Annotated in this window: 14 protein-coding genes; 2 read left to right on the forward strand and 12 right to left on the reverse strand. The window is 36.6% G+C overall.

Translation table 11 applies throughout. The features are described 5' to 3' along the window. Positions 1-11: 11 nt before the first annotated feature. From MKY37_RS05225 to ytxJ, 10 genes are all read right to left on the reverse strand, one after another. Positions 12-527: a type VII secretion EssA family protein gene (locus MKY37_RS05225; RefSeq protein ID WP_340774535.1), complete on the reverse strand. Its 516-nt coding sequence runs from the start codon at positions 525-527 to the stop codon at positions 12-14. Further along, complete coding sequence (gene esaA, locus MKY37_RS05230; protein ID WP_340774539.1) at positions 508-3,363, reverse strand: type VII secretion protein EsaA; 2,856 nt, start codon at positions 3,361-3,363, stop codon at positions 508-510. The genes MKY37_RS05225 and esaA overlap by 20 nt, the downstream gene beginning before the upstream one ends. Beyond that, entirely contained in the window at positions 3,360-7,838 is a 4,479-nt protein-coding gene (gene essC / locus MKY37_RS05235) for a type VII secretion protein EssC (protein ID WP_340774541.1), read from the reverse strand. The genes esaA and essC overlap by 4 nt, the downstream gene beginning before the upstream one ends. Before the next feature lie 66 nt (positions 7,839-7,904). Further along, a complete protein-coding gene (essB, locus tag MKY37_RS05240) occupies positions 7,905-9,275 on the reverse strand; it encodes a type VII secretion protein EssB (protein WP_340774543.1) in 1,371 nt (456 codons plus the stop codon). A gap of 13 nt (positions 9,276-9,288) precedes the next feature. Further along, positions 9,289-9,528 (reverse strand): EsaB/YukD family protein, encoded by a 240-nt coding sequence (locus tag MKY37_RS05245; protein ID WP_093494092.1) that lies wholly within the window; start codon positions 9,526-9,528, stop codon positions 9,289-9,291. 77 nt (positions 9,529-9,605) lie between these two features. Then, on the reverse strand, positions 9,606-9,899 hold the full coding sequence (locus MKY37_RS05250; protein ID WP_090565261.1) for a WXG100 family type VII secretion target: 294 nt from the start codon (positions 9,897-9,899) through the stop codon (positions 9,606-9,608). An 845-nt stretch (positions 9,900-10,744) separates the two neighbouring features. After that, positions 10,745-12,238, reverse strand: a complete 1,494-nt coding sequence (locus tag MKY37_RS05255) for a class I adenylate-forming enzyme family protein (RefSeq protein ID WP_340774551.1) — start codon at positions 12,236-12,238, stop codon at positions 10,745-10,747. A gap of 209 nt (positions 12,239-12,447) precedes the next feature. Beyond that, positions 12,448-14,199 (reverse strand): mechanosensitive ion channel, encoded by a 1,752-nt coding sequence (locus MKY37_RS05260; RefSeq protein WP_340774554.1) that lies wholly within the window; start codon positions 14,197-14,199, stop codon positions 12,448-12,450. A gap of 813 nt (positions 14,200-15,012) precedes the next feature. After that, complete coding sequence (locus MKY37_RS05265) at positions 15,013-15,867, reverse strand: STAS domain-containing protein (protein ID WP_340774556.1); 855 nt, start codon at positions 15,865-15,867, stop codon at positions 15,013-15,015. 249 nt (positions 15,868-16,116) lie between these two features. Then, entirely contained in the window at positions 16,117-16,449 is a 333-nt protein-coding gene (ytxJ, locus tag MKY37_RS05270; RefSeq protein WP_340774558.1) for a bacillithiol system redox-active protein YtxJ, read from the reverse strand. 195 nt (positions 16,450-16,644) lie between these two features. On the opposite strand from ytxJ, the gene MKY37_RS05275 reads away from it, so the two are divergent. Then, entirely contained in the window at positions 16,645-16,953 is a 309-nt protein-coding gene (locus MKY37_RS05275; RefSeq protein ID WP_340774560.1) for a hypothetical protein, read from the forward strand. Next, positions 16,932-17,138: a YusW family protein gene (locus MKY37_RS05280; protein ID WP_340774562.1), complete on the forward strand. Its 207-nt coding sequence runs from the start codon at positions 16,932-16,934 to the stop codon at positions 17,136-17,138. Before MKY37_RS05275 ends, MKY37_RS05280 begins: the two co-directional genes overlap by 22 nt. Before the next feature lie 307 nt (positions 17,139-17,445). On the opposite strand, the gene MKY37_RS05285 is transcribed toward MKY37_RS05280, so the two are convergent. Beyond that, the gene (locus tag MKY37_RS05285) at positions 17,446-17,910 is read right to left on the reverse strand and encodes a divergent PAP2 family protein (protein ID WP_340774565.1); all 465 of its coding nucleotides are present in this window, start codon (positions 17,908-17,910) and stop codon (positions 17,446-17,448) included. 89 nt (positions 17,911-17,999) lie between these two features. Beyond that, positions 18,000-18,665 carry a Dph6-related ATP pyrophosphatase gene (locus tag MKY37_RS05290; RefSeq protein WP_340774568.1) on the reverse strand — a complete coding sequence of 222 codons (666 nt, stop codon included), beginning with the start codon at positions 18,663-18,665 and terminating at the stop codon, positions 18,000-18,002. Between the last annotated feature and the right edge of the window lie 77 nt (positions 18,666-18,742).

Below are 18,742 nucleotides of genomic sequence, written 5' to 3' on the forward strand. Positions count from 1 at the left end.
CACTCCCTTTTTCATTTGGCTGATTCAGTAGACTCTGAGGTACTTACTAACCTCGGTAAGAAAATGACAAACAAAGTAAGAATACCAATCCCTATTACACCAAAAAATAGGATTGTCCTCGCACTATTACTAGCGGATTCCTCTTCTATTTGGGATACTGAAACATCTGCTAGAGTAATATCTTTTTCAGAAAATAACTTTAACTCAGAGGATTTTGCTGTTACGGTACTTTTCTCCCCACGCTCAGCCGTTTGAAACAAATAGGAAGTGTCTCCTCTGTTAGGAAGCTTCTTTCTCCCATCAAAATATATATCAACTTGCTTCTTAGGAATTGTATTTTTCATTTCCGTTTTTTTCTTATCATGCAGATAATCCGTATTTTTCTTAAATTCTAGTTTTTCATAAATAACAGGATCTAAGTCTTCTACCTTTTTTGGTTCTTCCGCTAAAACAACAAAACCATTTCCAACTAGCGTTAAAAACAATATTGGAAACAAAAGACGAGGGTTAACTTTCATACGCTTCATCTGCCGCAGATGCTTTTGATCTTTTATTTTTGTTTTTATTCATCAAGTAAGTTGTTGCTAACATCACTATTGCTATAACCGCTGTGATTACTGCTCCCCACATAAAGCTAGTTTCTGGTTCATATTTGATAGACATATAAACAGCAGACAACATATCAGGAATATTAATATCGGGCACTGCAAGTATTAGTAATGGAATGATATATAAGCACATCAACGCCAAGCTAGCAAGCCACCCAACTGATTGGCCGAATTCTAAAGCCACGCGAATGATGGCTGCGCCTGCAAGCAATAAAAGAATTGTAAAAATTGTCCATTCAAGCGCACGATGGTCATTTAAAATATACATATAGATACTGTAGAAACTAATAATTAGTCCAACAAGTACGGATAATAAAGCTGTCATAGCTAATTGGAGCCCAATCGGACCATCTTTCATCTGATAAGAGAAATATCCGATCAACAAACTACTGATTAATAGAATGATAAATAAAATAACAGGAGGGACTTTCTCCATTTCATCAGAAACTGCTGCTTCTCCTTTTACATCAAGTGGATTTACAAAATGATTAAAGGCATATCCGTTTTCCTGACCATCGACATATGTATTGGCAAGAAAGTCTTGAATATCATTATCGAATTCAGACATGGCAGCTACATTCGTATCCCATTTACCACTAAATTCATTGGACGTCTCTTTTATATTTTCTGCTTTCACAGTTAGGTCATTTGCGTAATCTACTAAACTGCTTTGTTTTTGTGATAATGATTGAATCATTCCACTTAACGTTACAAGCTGATTAGTCACATTTTGTTGACCAGCCATTACTTCCCCTTCAGAAGTAGCTGCCACTGGCTCCCCAGACGGAATCATATTCGTAGGATTTTGAATTTGCGCAAGTAAGACATTTGCTTGTTGATCAATAGAGTTTAGTTCATTGATTAATGATGCATGCTGCTGTTCCGCAGTTTCTTTATAACCAGACATGATGGCAGCAAACGTTGTACTAAGGTCGGACATTCCTAGTTCTGTTTCTGGAATAGTCTCTGATACAGAATTCCAACCCTCCAATTCCAATTCGTTAATTTCCACTACATTTTTCAGTAAAGCTGTCAAAATTTCATCCTTTAAAACAGCATCCTTATTGACACTATCTCCGCCTTCATTGAGAGTGAATTCAAATTGTTCTAACGTAGCATAGTAGGATAACAAAGAACTTGTATCTGTTTTAGCTGCACCTTTTGCAAATAGCTTTTGTAATCTAGCTCGCTGATTTTTTGATAGGTTAGTATTAGCCAACAAGTCTTCTTCTTTTAGTATTATTTCCATTCCTATTCGTGCAGTATCTGTTGGATAAGTATTTACAACCTGTTGGACAGATTCGTATTCTCTATAAATAGAGCTATAGTTTTCTAATAGCTTTGTATACTCTGTAGAAGCTTTTGAATAGTCAGCATTTCCGGTTTGGTTTGCATTAACCCAAGTTGTTTCTCTTTCAGCTAAGCCAGCTGTAATCGACTCAAGTTCCACCTGAAGCTGATCAATTTCACTTATAAAAGTAGATGCAGGATCCGTTTCTGCTACCTTTGTTTTTAAGGAAGTTAATGCGGATAATATACTTTCTACTTTCCAGCGTTCTTGTTCTAATCCAGGTAAAATAGTAGAGGCTTTCTCCGCTGCTTTTTGTTCTAGCTGATCTTTAATAGAAGTAAGTTGATTTGGCTCTATTCCTAAAGAAGCTGCAGAAAGCACTGCATTGCTACTTTTTCCTGTCTCAATGCCTTTTTCAAGATTATCTAAAATTGTATTATTATAACGATCGATTGCAGTACCTTGCACTGCTAGTAAATCCTTAGCCTGCCGATCTACTTCTTTTTTTCGTAGTTCTGATAATTCATTAAATTTTTCTTTATTTGTCTCCACAATATTATTCACTTTTTGAATTTCTTCATTTAATTTATTATTACTATCCTCCAGCATTTGAACGGACTGATTGAACTGCTCTGCTTGTGTTGCTGCAGCTGCATGAATTTTCGCTAAACTATCATCCTGTACTTGCTGTAGTATTTGTCTTTGTGTATTCTGAAACTCCTTATATTGCTGTACATAGGTGATGAAGTTGTTCATTTGTAATCCAAACGAATCGGCATTTTCAATACGGCTAGTATGAGCATTATTTGCAGATCCGATTGTAGTTTGCAATGATGCCATTTGGTCCTTTTGTCTTTGCATCTGTTCAGCCAATGTTTCTGATTCTGGCTTATAATAGGCTGACATTGCACTTAGGAATTCTGTTTCTTTTCCTAAAATACTCGTAAACTCTTTTTTAATATGATTCATTTCCTGCGCTATATAGCTCCAGTACAAAGTGGAAATTTTATCATTTACTCGATCTGTTGCTACTTCTATTTCATGTAAAACCTGTTCTTTCCGTAATCCTGTTTTCTGACGCTGTACTTGATAGGCAAACTCTGCTTTTTTCGGATTTTGTTCGTCATAAGACATTATATTTTCCGAGAAATTGGAAGGAATATATACAATTGCGTCGTATTGGTTGGATTTTATTCCATTCTCCGCGGCCCCACGTCCCATTACTTCCCATTCGTAATCTGAGTCATCCGCTAAAATGGATACTACTTCAACACCCATTTGTACCTTTTCTGAATCCTTCGTTAAACCCATATCTTCATTTACGATAGCAATCGTACGTTTATTTGCGTTATTCAAATCGAGAATATTAACACCCATCAGCTGGAAGAAAATAATGGGAACAGCTAATATTAATAGAATTCCAACACCGTATTTTAGTAATTTGGTATTTTTTGTTGATTTCATTGTATGTTCGTCCTCTCCAACTCACTTAATGGAATTTTTACTTTCGTTGCGTTCCCATTCAAAATATAATGTGCAAATCCAAGTGGAAGCTCTGCTTCTTTGCGCTCATACGCTACTGTAAACAAAGTTTGTTCCGATTTTTTCATGTACACGAGCGCCTGTCGGACAAGCTTCAACTCATTCGTAAAGGCATCATAGCCCTTCGTGATTTCTGCATTATTTCCTGACATGACGACATTAAAGCCTAAGTGAGCATAACGCTTCATCAATTTTGCTAGTCTATCCTGCAGGCTAATATCAGCTACTTGTAAGAATCTTGTATATCCATCAATGACGAAATAAGAAAGTGTAATTTCTACAGATTTCCCTTGTTGAATATTTTCGAGGTAAATCCGCTCTACTTCCGCATAATATTGCTCTGTTCGAGTAATCCATTCTGCCAAATTCTCTTTCGTTTCCAGATAGTCAATGGAATCATGCTCAGCGAATCTTGATAATCCTCGGTCAAACGAATCAAATATAGAAATGAATCCCGTCTTCTGTTCTAAAAGTGTGTGAAGCATCCAAGTAATCGTATTTGTCTTCCCTCTTTGAACCTGCCCAATAAGTAGACAATGACGATTTTTCTTAAAGTCAATGGAAATTGGAAGCACTGTATCCTCATCCAACCCAATTGGAACGATTCCATCTTTGTTCTTTCCATCCAAGTAGAAGGAAAAGTTTGTAGATGTAAGCTCGAGCGGGAGCATCGGAATTGGTTTCGGAAGATTTTCTTCCAAGTATTGCGTTCGTAAATTACTCACTTTTACCTTAATGGATTCTAATACTTCGTAGTCATCTGCCCCACTAGCAGGGAGATAAATTTGTGCAAAGTAAGCATCCTCTTTTTTCAGAATTGCTCTACCTGGGAATGGTTCTAAGTCAAACGGTACACGACCGATTACTGTAAATGACTCCGTAGTATCCATTAAATAATGAACAATTTTCGTTTTTAAGTTATTCATTAGGGACTGTCGAACTGATTGAACTCTTGTCGCAGCCACAAATAAATAGATTCCTAGTGATTGACCATCTCGACCAAATTGAATTAGTTGAGCCTCTAACTCTTCCATTTCTTCACGGACAATATCATAATTATCTACGACTATATATAGAAAAGGTAACGTCGAAGCTGATAGTTTATTGAACATATGGATGTTACTAACCTCTGATTGTTGGAAGGCAATTTTTCGCTTAGCAATTTCTTCTTTTATTAACTTAACTAATTTATCTCTTTTCAGTTCTTCATCGATCGTGAAATAATCAGCTGTATGTGGGAGCTGTCTAAGAGGTAGTAACGAACCATTTCCGTAATCGAGTAAGTAAAAGTTTGCTTCTTCTGGAGTTAGGTTTTCCGCAAGTCCCAATAAAGTTGTGAGCAATGTATATGATTTCCCATATCCAGAGGAACCAAATACGCCAAGATTTCCATCCTTTGTCCAGTTATAAGCAATTGGTGTCTGGCTTTGCTTATCTGGTTCGTCAATCATCCCTATAGGGAATCCCGTTTGACTTCTAGGTATATCGTGTTGTTTTTCAAGACGTAACGCTAACGGCTCTAACCAAGGACTAGCTACTTTTTGAATATTCATATCAGCGGTTGACTCCGCAATTTTCGCTGTCACTGCTTCCATTTCGGTCATTCCACTAGATTTCTTTTTCACATTTGTTGCTATACCAGAAAGTGGATACAAGCCTAGATCCGTGACAATTGCCACATCATCTTCTCCTTCTAGCACTTCTTCCTTATAAGGGGCACCGCTCCATGCAGATTGGAATAGCTCATACACTTCATTGTTTCCAACTTGTAGATAACCACGACCAGTTACGGTGATAGATGCGGCATCTCCATTTTTTAAGATTTCTTTACTATCCGATGCATCCTGTACCTTTAATGCAACTCGGAATCTTGCATTACTCCAAATCTGTTCGTCTATAACTCCTCCTGGCTTTTGAGTAGCTAAAATAAGATGTACTCCTAAACTTCGTCCGATGCGAGCTGTACTCACAAGCTCTCGTATAAATTCTGGTTCCTCACGTTTCAGCTCTGCAAATTCATCGGAAATGAGGAACAAATGAGGAAGGGGTTCCATCGCTTTTCCTTCTTTATAAAGTGTCGTGTAATCATCAATATGCGTAACGACGTATTGATCGAAAAGTCGCTGTCTTCGTTTCAGCTCACTATTTATAGAAGCTAGTGCCCGCATACTAAAGTTTTTACTGCCTTCAATATTCGTAATCGTTCCTAATAAATGCGGGATATGCTTGAACGGCTGTGCCATTCCTCCGCCTTTGTAGTCGATTAATAAGAAAGCTACTTCGTGTGGATGATAATGAACTGCAAGTGATAATATATACGTCTGTAAAAATTCACTTTTACCAGAGCCCGTTGTACCTGCTAACAAACCATGAGGACCATGAGCCTTCTCATGTAAGTTCAATGCGACGAGTTCATTTTTTCCTTTAAAACCAATCGGCACAGCAAGTGATTTTGCCGACTCATTCAATGTCCAATTTCTAGCTATTGGAACATCCTCAATATCCTTAACGCCGAACATCTCTAGAAAACTAACCGAGTTTGGTATAGAGTTTTTTATGCCTATTTGATGGTTCAATGTTCGCAGCATTCTGGTAAATCGTTCGTTGGTCGTAGTATCAAATTCATCTAAATTGAATGCAATATCTACTGCTTTACCTGCCTCGATGAGGATATCCCCTTCACGTTCGTTTACATATCGAATAAGTGTGTGCACATTCTCAGTCATTCTTTCCTGAGCGGATTCTGCGAAGATAACCGATATTCCAAGGTCTTTTGTATGTTTGCCTTCTAAGTATTCCAAAATGACATGCTCTGCAAGCAATGAGTAATCCGAAACAAAGAAAACTAAATGTGGGGCAAATATTGTTTTACCCTTCTGATCATCTGTATCTCGCTCGCGAATAATTTCATATAACGAAGACAATAATTGATCTCTTGTTTCCTCGTTATGTATCAAACCTCTAGCATGCATATGCGGCAGCTTAAAATGGGGTAGCCATTTCATCCACTCTACATCGGCATATTCATCATGATTGAAAATATATATAAATCTTGTATCATGATAACTTTGAGAAAATGCCAATTGACCAATTATTTGCTGAAGTTCACGCTTAATCACTGATTCTTTGCCAGTTAAGCCTAAAATACCTTCGGGTAATTTCGTTGTAATTGGTGCAGCAGGAATCTCTTTGTAAACCTGTTCCATTCGCTGAGCTTGTTCGAGCAAATCATCTATTTCTCTATTAGCTAAATCACCAGAGGATAGTTTAATATCATAGCTAGCTTTTACATTTCCAGTTCCTAATCTAAACTCTAAAAAGTCATGGCTCTCAAGTGATCTTTCCCAAATTCTACTGGATAAATCATTAGTCATTTGTTTCATTTCTTCAAAATCAGGGAAATGATAGTTCAACACTTTCTTTTGTTTCTCTGAAAGCTCGTAAAGCTCTTCTCTCATGTTTTCTAAATACGCTTTATACACACGGCGCCGTTTTTCTGCATTCCGCTTATGCTTCTTTTTGTCACGGAAATATTGAACAGTGGAGGTGACTAGAAATGTTAAAAACATTGTGATAGAAATAATAACGAAAATTCCTCTTGGGATAAAAATTGCTACAAGTGCCATGACAACGAGCATCACCAGTGGTGGGGCTATTATAAGCCATAATCCTCTTCCGGAATCATCCGTTTCCTGGGTAGGAAATGTTAATGAAATTTTGTCATCTGGAAGATCATAAATCATTCTCGGTGTACGACGATAATCAGGATACATCTGCAGAATTTCAGACTCCGGGACATCTATAATAGACAATTTCGTGGCATAAGGAACCGATGCAGTTACCTCTAGTAAGTCTTTTTGGAGTAATTTCATTTCCATAAATGCCCACTGAAGAATATCTCCATCGGCAAGAACTGTGTTAGATTCCACTAACTTACCGTTTACATATAAAGGACAGCCAAAGTCTTTCTTTATAATCCAGCCATCTTTTATTTTATTTATCGAGAAATGTCCAGACTCTACTCTTGGAAAACTTGTTTTCAGTCTTTGAAATGTCGCAATTTCTAATTGGGTATCAAACGAAACCTCATTGTCAAAGTCTATAAAGTAAGTTTTAGAAGTTAGTGGAGTAGACGAAGTATACAAATGAAGCACTTTTTCTTTCTGTTCAATCGTAAGACCCTCATCGTCTGTGATTCTTCCAAAAGATTTGTCTCCACTATAAATAACGAGTACATTATCCTCTTTTTTTAATGTAAAAGGACCATTCACAAAAGGAAATGTCTGTATCGTAATATCATGTTCTATGGCAGGTCCAATTGTTAAAGATGTAAAGTCACTTTCTGGTAGAGTTATCCACTGATAATTTTCGTCGTAAAACAACCATAGTTGTTGCAATAGCCACACCTTCTTTCAAACTACTTTAGAATTTTATCTATTCTTTATTTCTTTTCCTGTTTACTGTTACTTTGTTTGATCTGTTTGTTGTTGCTGTTTTTCTTGTTGTTCTTTTTGCTTTTGTTCTAGTTCCTGTTGTTCTTTTTGCTTTTGTTCTAGCTCCTGTTGTTCTTTTTGCTTTTGTTCTAGCTCCTGCTTTTCTTTTTCTTTTTGCTCTAGTTCTTGCTGTTCCTGTTGTGCCTGCTCTAGTTCTTGCTGCTCTTGTAGTTCCTGTTCTTCCACTTCTTCCATTAACTTTTCATATTCCTCTACTTCTTGATCAATTTCGTTTAGTAGTTCTTGCATTTCTTCACCAGTTAAATCTTTATCTGCCTTCACTTCTTCTCTTCTTTTCAACAATGCATAGGTGATTAACTCCCCATCTTCCATTGCTCTTGCAATATCTACAGCATTTTCTGCCTCTCCACGACCGAGATAAATCCAATATCTAAAATAATCTGCATCAGTTTGCAATGTAATATTAGAAAGCACATTTTCTTTTTGTTCTTCATCCAAGCGTTCATTGGTAACAGATGAGTACGCAAGTTCGTAAAGAACAATATATGGCATAGACTTAACGCTATAAGGGCTTAAAGTTGTTACTACTTGACTGTAGTTTTGACCGAGGAAGGATGCTTGACTATTGATAAATGCATCTGTTTTTGGCTTTTCGTGTACAAAATAAATTACAGTAAATATAATTGCAGGAATAATAAGTACACCTAACCCAATAGATATCCATTTGGTAATTTTCCACTTTTTTCGAGGAAGCTTCACATTTTCTAGTTCTTTTACTTCTAGTTGCTCCATTTGCTGACTTATGAAGTCCAGTAAAGAGTCACTTTCTTTCATGGACATAATGGTAGCGCCCATTTCCTTCAGTTCAAGAATCTCGGAATACTTTAAATACTCTTCAAATGTGAAAGAGCCGTCTATTGCGGCTGCAACTACGGCTTTTGTTTCTAACCAGACGCGCTCATCATTTGTTTCAAAGGGCGGTAAACTCCCTAACACTCCATAATAAAGAAAAACAGGATCCATCCCTCGGCTATACACAATGTTTTCCGGGGAAACGACTAAATTTAAGCGTGGATATGGATGGGAATAAACCTTCTCCACTAGTTGGTATGCAAACATCCAACGAGATTTTTCATCCTCTCCTTGAATGTCATCAAAACGCTTAAAAGAGGCTGGGATATCCGCTTGAATAATTAGCTCGTCGTCGGTTATTACTATATCTTTTTTTATTTTTGGATTAACTTCCTTTAGAAAAATAATTTCTTCAGTTCGCTTAAATCCCACTCTCTCTTTTTGAAAGACAAAAGTAGTTTTAAGTGGTTCTTCATTTATTTCTGCACCTATTCGGTTTTTTAAGTATGTATGTGAACGTTTGGCCATCTTTGTAGCTCCTTCAAATAATTTCAATTCGGTCACCTGTCGTTATTCCGCAATGGGCTAACGTCAAATGTCCTGGGAATATTTTATCTTTATTCACTACGCGCACCCAATGGCCTTCGCGTGGAGTTTTGGATATAGAATTGGCCTGCCAGGCTATATCAATCATTTTTTTCATTGTGTAGTAATCAGAAAGTCTTAGATCTAAGACTTTTCCATCGTATTTAGAAAGATCTACAGTAATTTCTATATACACTCTCTCACCCCAATTAAGGAAAAAGCGCCTTCCTGTGTGGGAATGACGCTCTACTATTTTGACTTGCGGAACTATTGTTATCCGCGAATTTGACTAGCAACTTGTTGGTCAGCATCTTGCAACGCTTGACCAGCACGGCTTAATTGAATACCTACTTCACTTAATAATTCACGCATTTCATTGAAATGAGGTTTAAGTCTCTCATATTGCTCAGCGAAGGCAGCACTAGAAGAACCTTCCCACATTGACTGCAATTCACCGATCATGCCATCTAGGCGACCAATTTGAGAAGCAACCTCCCCTGATTCATGGTTGTAGCGAGAAGCCATAGCATCTAACTCAGCTGGTGTTACGCGAATAATTCCTGACATTCCATACATCTCCCTTATCTTGAAATTTTGTGGCATTTATAAAATAACTGTGTAGTGCTTTTATAAGGACCCACAGGTACTTCCTACATTGGTAAAAATGGGTAATAGAAGTCGACTAACACCCAATACCCTACCCTACTACTTTATAAACCTATTTTTATAATTAATTTCATAAAACTTGTAAATAGTAAGATTCGTACAACACTGATTTCCACTCCAGACAAATGTTCTTCTAGACACTCAAACAAATCGAGTTAAAAAAACAATTATAGTTATGTGATATGACGTACGTAAATTCATGTTTTTAATTGAACCAACTAATTATGAAATTGAGTTTCTATAATAGGTTTTGAAACTGTTTAGAAAAGTTATTAACTACTTAATATTGTAGAAGTACTAGAAAACTTTTCCTTTAATATAATAAATACCACTACATAATCTTATAGTCAAAAATCCTATAAAAATCCGAAAAACTTACTAGAACTATAAACTCATAGACTTTTGTCACGTAAGCTAACCACAAAATATATATAACATTTTTTTGTTTTTAATTTTGGACAAAAAGAGAATATTTAAACGAAAAAATACCAAATAAAAATTATTTGATTACTTTTTACTCATTTTTTCAATATTACTCCTAAAAAAATACCTCGATATAAAGATACTCAAATCTACGATTTTTTTCCAATACGAACCAATTTAGTATTCTTTTCGTATTGTAAATTTCCCTCAATGTATTTCTAATTTATTTATAAATAAAAATTATTAGACTATTAATTATCGGCACAGACAATATAAAAAGCATTCTATTCAAATGACTAAAATAGAATGCTAAGTTATCTAATTTAATTGCGCAGTATAGTCTTTAGCACTTTTCCACTTGCATTGCGTGGTAAACTATCGATGAATTCTACTTCTACTGGTAGCTTATATTTAGCCAATTTTTTTGAGCATATTGTCAAAACATCTTCTTCTTTCAGTTCCTTACCTTCCTTCAATACAACATACGCTTTCGGAACCTCACCGTATATCTCGTGGGGGATACCAATTACTGCAGCTTCTAGTACTTCAGGTATTTCATATAGAACCTCTTCCACTTCTACTGGAAATACATTTTCCCCGCCGCGATTTATCATATCTTTTTTCCGATCCACAATATATAAAAGTCCATCTTCATCCATTCGTCCCAAGTCGCCACTATATAACCAACCATTTCTAATCGCCTGTTTCGTAGCTTCTTCATTTTTTAAATATCCCTTCATTAGCTGAGGACCCTTTATGACAATTTCTCCTACTTGACCAGGAGGAAGTGGTTTGCCCTGCTCATCAACAACTTGGACCTGTGTTCCTGGTACCGGCTCTCCTACAGAACCTACTTTATCAAGCGCATAATGATCCTTTAATGTTGTTGCCGCTGGTGAGTTTTCTGTTTGGCCATATATATTCTGGACCTTAACTTCTGGGAACATTGCTTTTGTTTTCCGAATTAACTCAAATGGCATAGGAGATGCACCATACGTAAATAATCTTAAATTAGGTAGCCTGAGCGTTTCCATTTTGGCACTATTCAATAAAATACTATACATTGCCGGTACACCAAAGAAAACGGTGATTTTTTCTTGTTCCAATGTTTCCATCGTTTGTTTTGGAGAAAATCCTTCTTCAATAACGACAGTTCCACCAGCATAAATAACCGGAATACTAAATACATGACTTGCTGCACAATGAAAAAGAGGAGCTACAATTTGCATGCGATCCTCTGAATTCAGTTCAAGAGCCTCACCATAAAGCTTTGCCGTTGCTCGAACATTTGCTGCTGATAGCATAACCCCTTTCGGCTTACCTGTCGTACCCGAAGTATAGAATATAACTGTCGTTGTATTTGCATCTACCTTTACTTCATTAAATAACAAACTTTCATCATTAAATACGGTGAGTAGCGTATCTTTCTCCCCTAAATATAGAAGATCATCGAAACTATTCAATGTTTCTGGAATATCGTCTAATATCGATTGTAAACGAGTGTCATATATTAAAGCCTTTGCCTCTGAATGAGAAAATATATAATTGACTTCTGGCGCTGTTAACTTTGTATTAATCGGTAATATCGTAAATCCACCTAGCTGGCAGGCATAATAACATGTCAAAAAGTAATCCGAGTTTATCAAATATACGGCTATAATATCTTCTTGTTTATACCCTTTCGATTGGAAATATCCCGCAAGCCGTTTAGCCTGCTCAAATAATTTTTCGTAGCTTGTCTCCCTGCCTTTAAAAGAAGTGATGATTTTCGTTGGTTGTTCCTTCGCTAAATATGCCAATCTCTCTGATACTAACATTCTATTCCCCCTTTTATTGTCGCCCTATTCTAATATTTACAAATTACTGAATATTAAAACTTTAATACTATTATACATAAATAGTAGAGAAATCATAACTAATTTCTGTGGTAATCAATAAGAGTGGGGATAGATATATAATCGGGCAAAAACGTTCTTTTCTCAGAAAAAAAAGCTCCAGCGAGATTATTTCTCGCTGAAGCCATTTCTTATCGTTCATCTTTTCTTTCGTCAATCGGAGGTAAGTCCTCGAACGGGTGAAGATCATCCGTCGATGGAATATTATAGCCCGTGCTAGGTGAATCTTCCTCATGTGCAGGATTTACTTCATTTACATTCGCTTCTCTAATAGGACTCATTTCGTCCATATGAGGACTTGCCCCTTTTAAACTTTGCTCTGTTTTTGTAGGGTCTTGAAAGTTCTCTGTAAATGATTCTTTCATCGATTCTTTTTCTTGTTGAAATTTTTCTTTTGATACTTCTGCATCATCTAAGCTTTTTTCCATTTTCGTTAAATATTTTGCAGCATGCTCACGGCCTCCAAGTCCAAATGCAAGTCCAAATGCCAATGCTACACCACCCAGGATTAGGATGAATGCTGCATTAATAATAGAAGCTGCGATACCTAATTGATCTAACGCCATGAAAAACGCAAAGGCTAAAATAGCATATTTCGCTACATAACGTAGGAAATGTGGTGTTCCTGACGAATGAGTCATCACGTTTCCAACTATTTTTTCTACTAAACTAGCTAACCAAAATCCTACTGCTAGAATGATAATCGCTGCAATTACTGATGGCAAGTAAGCAAAGATACCTGTAGCTAGCGTTACCATAAAGTCCAGCTCTAATAATTGAAGTGCTTCTACTACGAATAACAAGATTATAACAACTTGGACAATCGTCCCTATTAAAGTTGCAAACGATGGAGCTGCTCCACTAGCAGATTTGAATCCCATTTTTCCAAAAATAGAATTCACACCTAATTTTTCTAGTAAGGAGATAACCACATCCTTTACCCATTTAGCAGCAATAATGCCCACTAACACTAGTACAATTGCTACGAAAATCTTCGGCAACATCGTCATAACATCATTTAACATGGCTATGGCTGGTCCTGAAATACCCTCTAAATCTAAAATCTCTAGTGCTGTAATCGATACTGGAATCATGATTAGTATAAATGCAATGATTCCAACTATTTTTGATAAACTTGTACCCTCAATAAATGAAGATAGCTTCCATTTATCTACTACACGATCCACTCCCGCTGACTGCAATAATTTCTCTAGTAAATTACGAACTAGTTTCGCAACAAACCAACCAATTGCAAATACGATTACTGCTGATATTAACTTAGGTATAAAATTAAAGAAGCTTGCTAGCATTCCTTCAAATGGTCCACTTAATCCATCTATTCCTAATGCATTCAACACTGCTGGAATGAACAAAAGGAATATTAAATAATATGCAACTTTAGCTGCAGTATCTGTCCACTTGGCTTGGTGTTCAGGTTTTGCTTCGAATCCTGCCTTCTCCGAGTATTTATTTAGATTGAGCTTCGATCCAGCCATTTGAATGCCTTTTTTTACAACAGTAGCTAAAACCCAAGCAAATAATAATATTAAAGCGGCTTTTAGTACGTTCAGGAAAGCTCCAGTCAATCCTGAATACATTGAAACAAATGGTGTTGCCATTGTATTTAAATTCAAAATATTAAAGAATAAAACTAGTGCTAAAATCAATATAATAACAAATACTACCTTACTAATAATCTTCTCTACGGTCCATTTGGACTTCGTATTTCCTAAACGTTCATTTACCCGAAACTTTCTCAATAACTTGTGAGTAGCATTTTCCAACACTTTTGCGACGATAAATCCAATAACAAGTACAAGTATTGCAACGATTAACTCAGGTAAATATGATAATGTATCATTCCAATAATAGCGATCTAGCATACTTTTTCCTCCTTTTATTCAACGTTATTCATGTTGTGCATATAAATTAGTTACCCCCCGTGTAATAAAATTAAACAGATAATGGGTAAGCACAAGAATATTTTAAGTTCAAAACCCGTTTCTATCGTTTTCGAAGGGCTTAAGTCAGACATTTTGCTATAAGATTACTGTGTGAATTTTTTATGATATTGGTTGTGACGCCCGTCACAACCAATATCACTTTTTTCGTAATCTTATAGCTATTGTCTGTCCGTTGCTCTTCTACAAATCTTAGAAACAGGTAAGTGCATTTGTTGATAACTAGAGAAAAGCTACTTTCCTATTCAAAGAGGGATGACAGTCTAAGTACGCGACATCGTGGTGCTCCTGCGCAAAGCTCGTCGCAAAATAAAAAAACATTTCGCAACGACTGCCTGCCCCGCGTCGTGCTGGCCTCGAAGATGCAATTTCGTTCGCTATTTCGCTCCTTTATTGGAAAAACACTTACTATTCCTCTTTATTTCCACTAGTATAAAAGAAAATCTGCTTGCTTCCTCTAATATTGGATAATCGCATTTTTAATTAAGATTTGACCAGACTTATCATCTAAGCGATAAGCTATGCTAAAACTAATACTGGGTACTACACACTAATTGATTGCACTGGAAGGTGACGACTCAGGCAGGATGAGTGAGACAGATGTAATGGAAATCAGTCGTTTTATTCATTTTCAAAAGTGCCACAAACCCAGTGTTCACAGGACATATTTATATACTTTTTCAAAAAAAAAAAAATCCAACGCCTCAATTAGAGGATTGGATTAACTAAATTCTATTATTTTAAACTATCAATTGCCTGTTTTACACTTCCATATGTATCAAAAGAAGTAAAATCAATTCCAGCTTTAACTACCGTCATCGATAAATTAGGACGAATTCCAGAGAATAACACATGAATCCCTAATAGTCCAAGCACATTGTGAATCGTGAATATATGCTGAGCTATTTCTGTATCTATTGCTAAAATACCACTAAAGTCGATAATCAGATGGTCAACCTTTAAATTAGGAATGCTAGGAACTACATAATTTAACAAATGTTGAACACGAGTATAATCAATGGCACCTATTAATGGTAAAACTGCCACCCCGTCTTGAATAGGAACAATGGGTGCAGATAGCTCATTAATTTCTCGCTGATGATCCTTCATTAATTTATCACGATACATTTCATATGCTTGAATAGTTTCTGACATACTTATATCCATTAAATAACAGAATCTATTATTTACTTTAACAACGTCTTCTGTTGATAACCCATGCTCCATTGAAATTTGAGATATTTTTTGTAAAAATAACAACCGATTAACTGCATATGGCTTTATAACGGAAGAAAATTGATGAAACACCCTCGCTTCTTCTTCACCATTTTGTTTACTCCACTCTTTCAGCACTTCCTCTGCTGACTCCTTAGAATCTTGTAGAGACTCAGACAGCAATACCAAAAACTGTACGTTTTTTTGAATGGCATGTTCAAGATCTTCCGGTGATAAGTTTATACTCAAATTGTCCAGTGCTGTATCCGTAATATCTCGTATAATCGCCTCTGCATTATTCACTAAATAATTACTTACTTTTTGTATAGGTGCCATTCCTTTGCTCCATTCTTTATAAAGTGAAACTTCAATCATTGAATCTGTTCTTCATCCGTCAATGATTGAAAATTGAACTCAGGTAAATAACCCTGCATCTTGCGGCAAACCTGAGTGACCAACATCCTGTTGGCCCGAACCATTCGGACTTTTACGGGCAGTTCACTCCCACTTATACTTTGTTACTTTGACCACTCCTTGAGGTGGGGGTCTTATGACGTACAGGACGTACTAATTCCGATGTTGCCACAGGACGTGGCGACTTTAATAGGCCTGCCCTTTAATGCATTATAAAGATTCTGTTACCTTGTCTAACTCTTTTTTTGTAATTTTCCAGTGCGATGCATTCCATATAGCTTCTCCATTCGCTATTACAAATGCTTGAGGAGATTCATGTTGAATTCCCAGGTCAATTGATATTTCGTTGGATACAGGACGGTTCTCTATAACCTTCACCAAATAACGATCCATCAATTTTTCAAATGCGCTGAATTCTCCGTATGCATGAGCACTTACTGGACAGGTTGTACTATGTTTGAACACGACTACTGGTTTTTCACTTGACTGCTCCAAGACATTCTTCCATTGATCAACAGACGTAATTTCCATATAATTCTCCATTCAATCACCTTCCTAATTTATAATAACCTTACCATACTTTTACCCACACTTACCTCAACCTAATCCTCTTATTCATAACAATGTATTGGTTACACTATTCAAAATAATTACTAAGTCAAAGACATTTGTTTAATCCAGAATATTTTAGGTTATTAATATACTAAAGGTTTTTATGCCTCGAAAGGAGTAGACATCATGAAAACGTCAAAATATAAAATACTCAGCGCTACATTATTAACCTCCGCACTAGTTCTAGGAGCATGCGGCGGCAACAATAATGACGAACCTGAAGAGAATGTTCCTAATGGTACTGTTGTAAATCCAGAAGAGGATAGTACGGTAGATGAGACATTAACTGATGAGAATCCCGAAAATGAATATGGCTTCACCAACTTCGACCTGCACATCGATACACCTGATAACAGTGATGCTGTAGTGGCTCAATACAATGTCGAAACAGAGGAAGCAGTATATATATTAATATGCATGCCGCCTCTAGTTTAAAAGGTGATGCTGCCTATGCGCTTCTTCAACCAATATTCTTAGAACTACAACCCATGAAGGATATGAGTGATGAAGAAGTAATCCAAAGAGTAGCGTCGGCATTTGAAGTAGATGAGTACACAAAGGTTGATCTGAAAATCGAGTATGAAGACGGAGAGACTAAAACCTATACCGATGAAAATTAATAAAACCTGTTGTCCCGAACCACGACCTTTTATGAGATAAAACATAAAGAAGCTGGGACAGAAGTAGAAATTTTATTGGATAAGGAGAAACCTTTACTAAATAATGGATATTTAATAAAATTGATTAGAATGGAGGCGCGACTCCTACAGGAATAGCGTGATGCCTGAGACTACGGGCTCAGGCCACGCCCGTGGAAAGCGTCCCTGGAATGGAAGTCAATTTTGTGCAAAACAAAAAACAGCATTTTTCTCACAGAGAAAAATGCTGTTTTGGGGTTCTGTCCCAGCCTCTTTAATCAAGAATGGATCAATCTTCCAACTTAGCGCATAATACGCCGTAAGCAGTTCCAAATAGTGCACCAGCCAAAACTTCTACTGGTTGATGACCTAAAAGTTCCTTTAATTCGATTTCTCGTTGAACATATTCAAAGCTAGGGAAATTTCCTGAAAGGGCTACAATATTATCTTCCAAGTCATTTACTAATTGTGCAATTTCACCTGTATGTCTTCGAATTCCTTGTGCATCATACATAACAATTGCCCCGAAAACAACAGCTAATGCAGTTTCTGTATGACGAGTTCCTTTATTTGCAGCAACGTATGATGCTAATGCTGCGACACCTGCAGAGTGAGAACTTGGCATTCCACCAGTTGTAAATGCTTGCTTCCAATCCCAATTACCTGTTAGCTTTTTATGTGTTAATACCTTCAAGCCTTGTGCTAGCCCAATTGCCGAAAGTGCAGTTATAATTCCTCTATTCATTTTCGTCATTTGTATTCTCCACCATTTCAAAATTTATGTATTTTCTTTTTTACGATACCCTTTTACAGTATTAATAATCAAAAAGAACTAAATTTTTTTCATTCAATAGATACCGGTGAGAAAACATAGTTGCCTCTTTCGACTGTCTCCCCAATTCTTATCGGAACCCTTTTTGAAAAAATTGGACCGTCTACAACAACCGTATGAAATTCTCCATTTTCTCCGCAAGCATCGATTCCTAGCGCTTCTAATTCTACTATTAACTCATTTGAAAACTTTCTTCCAATAAACTCGGCAGGCATCATCGTTGTATTCACAACTACAATCCAAGCTTCAAAGCCCACATCTAACAATTCCTCTATAATCTTGCGACGAGGCTCCTTCCATAATGGATGCACTGCAACAATATTCGATTTTGCACAGGTTTTCTGTACCCATTCTAAGTGACCCTCCAGATCAATATCTCCAAATACACCATGCGTAATTCCTTCCGTACGACATTTATCCATTGCATCTATAAATTGTCCTTCATATGAATTCCAGCTTGCTTCCTTTATTGATAGTGGCACTCCTAAATGTTCTGCCTGAGCTGTGACTACTTCAAGGGGAAGTGCATGGGATTTCGAAATATCTCCTTCCTCTTCGAACATGGTCAGTAACTTTTTCGGTCTCATCCCCATTTTCATTGCCCGGTAATAGGCCATTGCAGAATCCTTCCCGCCACTCCAAGAACATACAAATGGAATATCTTTCAATTTTGGCACATCCTTTCCTAACTATTTTCATTGTAATCTAATTTTTGTAAATGAAGAATATAATCTGTCACTTCCATCACATACTT

This window comes from Psychrobacillus sp. FSL K6-2836 (assembly GCF_038003085.1).
Lineage (GTDB): Bacteria > Bacillota > Bacilli > Bacillales_A > Planococcaceae > Psychrobacillus.

Bases quoted from the DNA above. Each gene is read 5' to 3' on its own strand.
- MKY37_RS05285 (WP_340774565.1), bottom strand. From the start codon at position 17,910: ATGACGAAAATGAATAGAGGAATTATAACTGCACTTTCGGCAATTGGG.
- MKY37_RS05255 (WP_340774551.1), bottom strand. From the start codon at position 12,238: ATGTTAGTATCAGAGAGATTGGCATATTTAGCGAAGGAACAACCAACG.
- MKY37_RS05260 (WP_340774554.1), bottom strand. From the start codon at position 14,199: ATGCTAGATCGCTATTATTGGAATGATACATTATCATATTTACCTGAG.
- MKY37_RS05250 (WP_090565261.1), bottom strand. From the start codon at position 9,899: ATGTCAGGAATTATTCGCGTAACACCAGCTGAGTTAGATGCTATGGCT.
- MKY37_RS05225 (WP_340774535.1), bottom strand. From the start codon at position 527: ATGAAGCGTATGAAAGTTAACCCTCGTCTTTTGTTTCCAATATTGTTT.
- ytxJ (WP_340774558.1), bottom strand. From the start codon at position 16,449: ATGGAGAATTATATGGAAATTACGTCTGTTGATCAATGGAAGAATGTC.
- MKY37_RS05275 (WP_340774560.1), top strand. From the start codon at position 16,645: ATGAAAACGTCAAAATATAAAATACTCAGCGCTACATTATTAACCTCC.
- MKY37_RS05280 (WP_340774562.1), top strand. From the start codon at position 16,932: ATGCATGCCGCCTCTAGTTTAAAAGGTGATGCTGCCTATGCGCTTCTT.
- esaA (WP_340774539.1), bottom strand. From the start codon at position 3,363: ATGAAATCAACAAAAAATACCAAATTACTAAAATACGGTGTTGGAATT.
- MKY37_RS05265 (WP_340774556.1), bottom strand. From the start codon at position 15,867: ATGATTGAAGTTTCACTTTATAAAGAATGGAGCAAAGGAATGGCACCT.
- essB (WP_340774543.1), bottom strand. From the start codon at position 9,275: ATGGCCAAACGTTCACATACATACTTAAAAAACCGAATAGGTGCAGAA.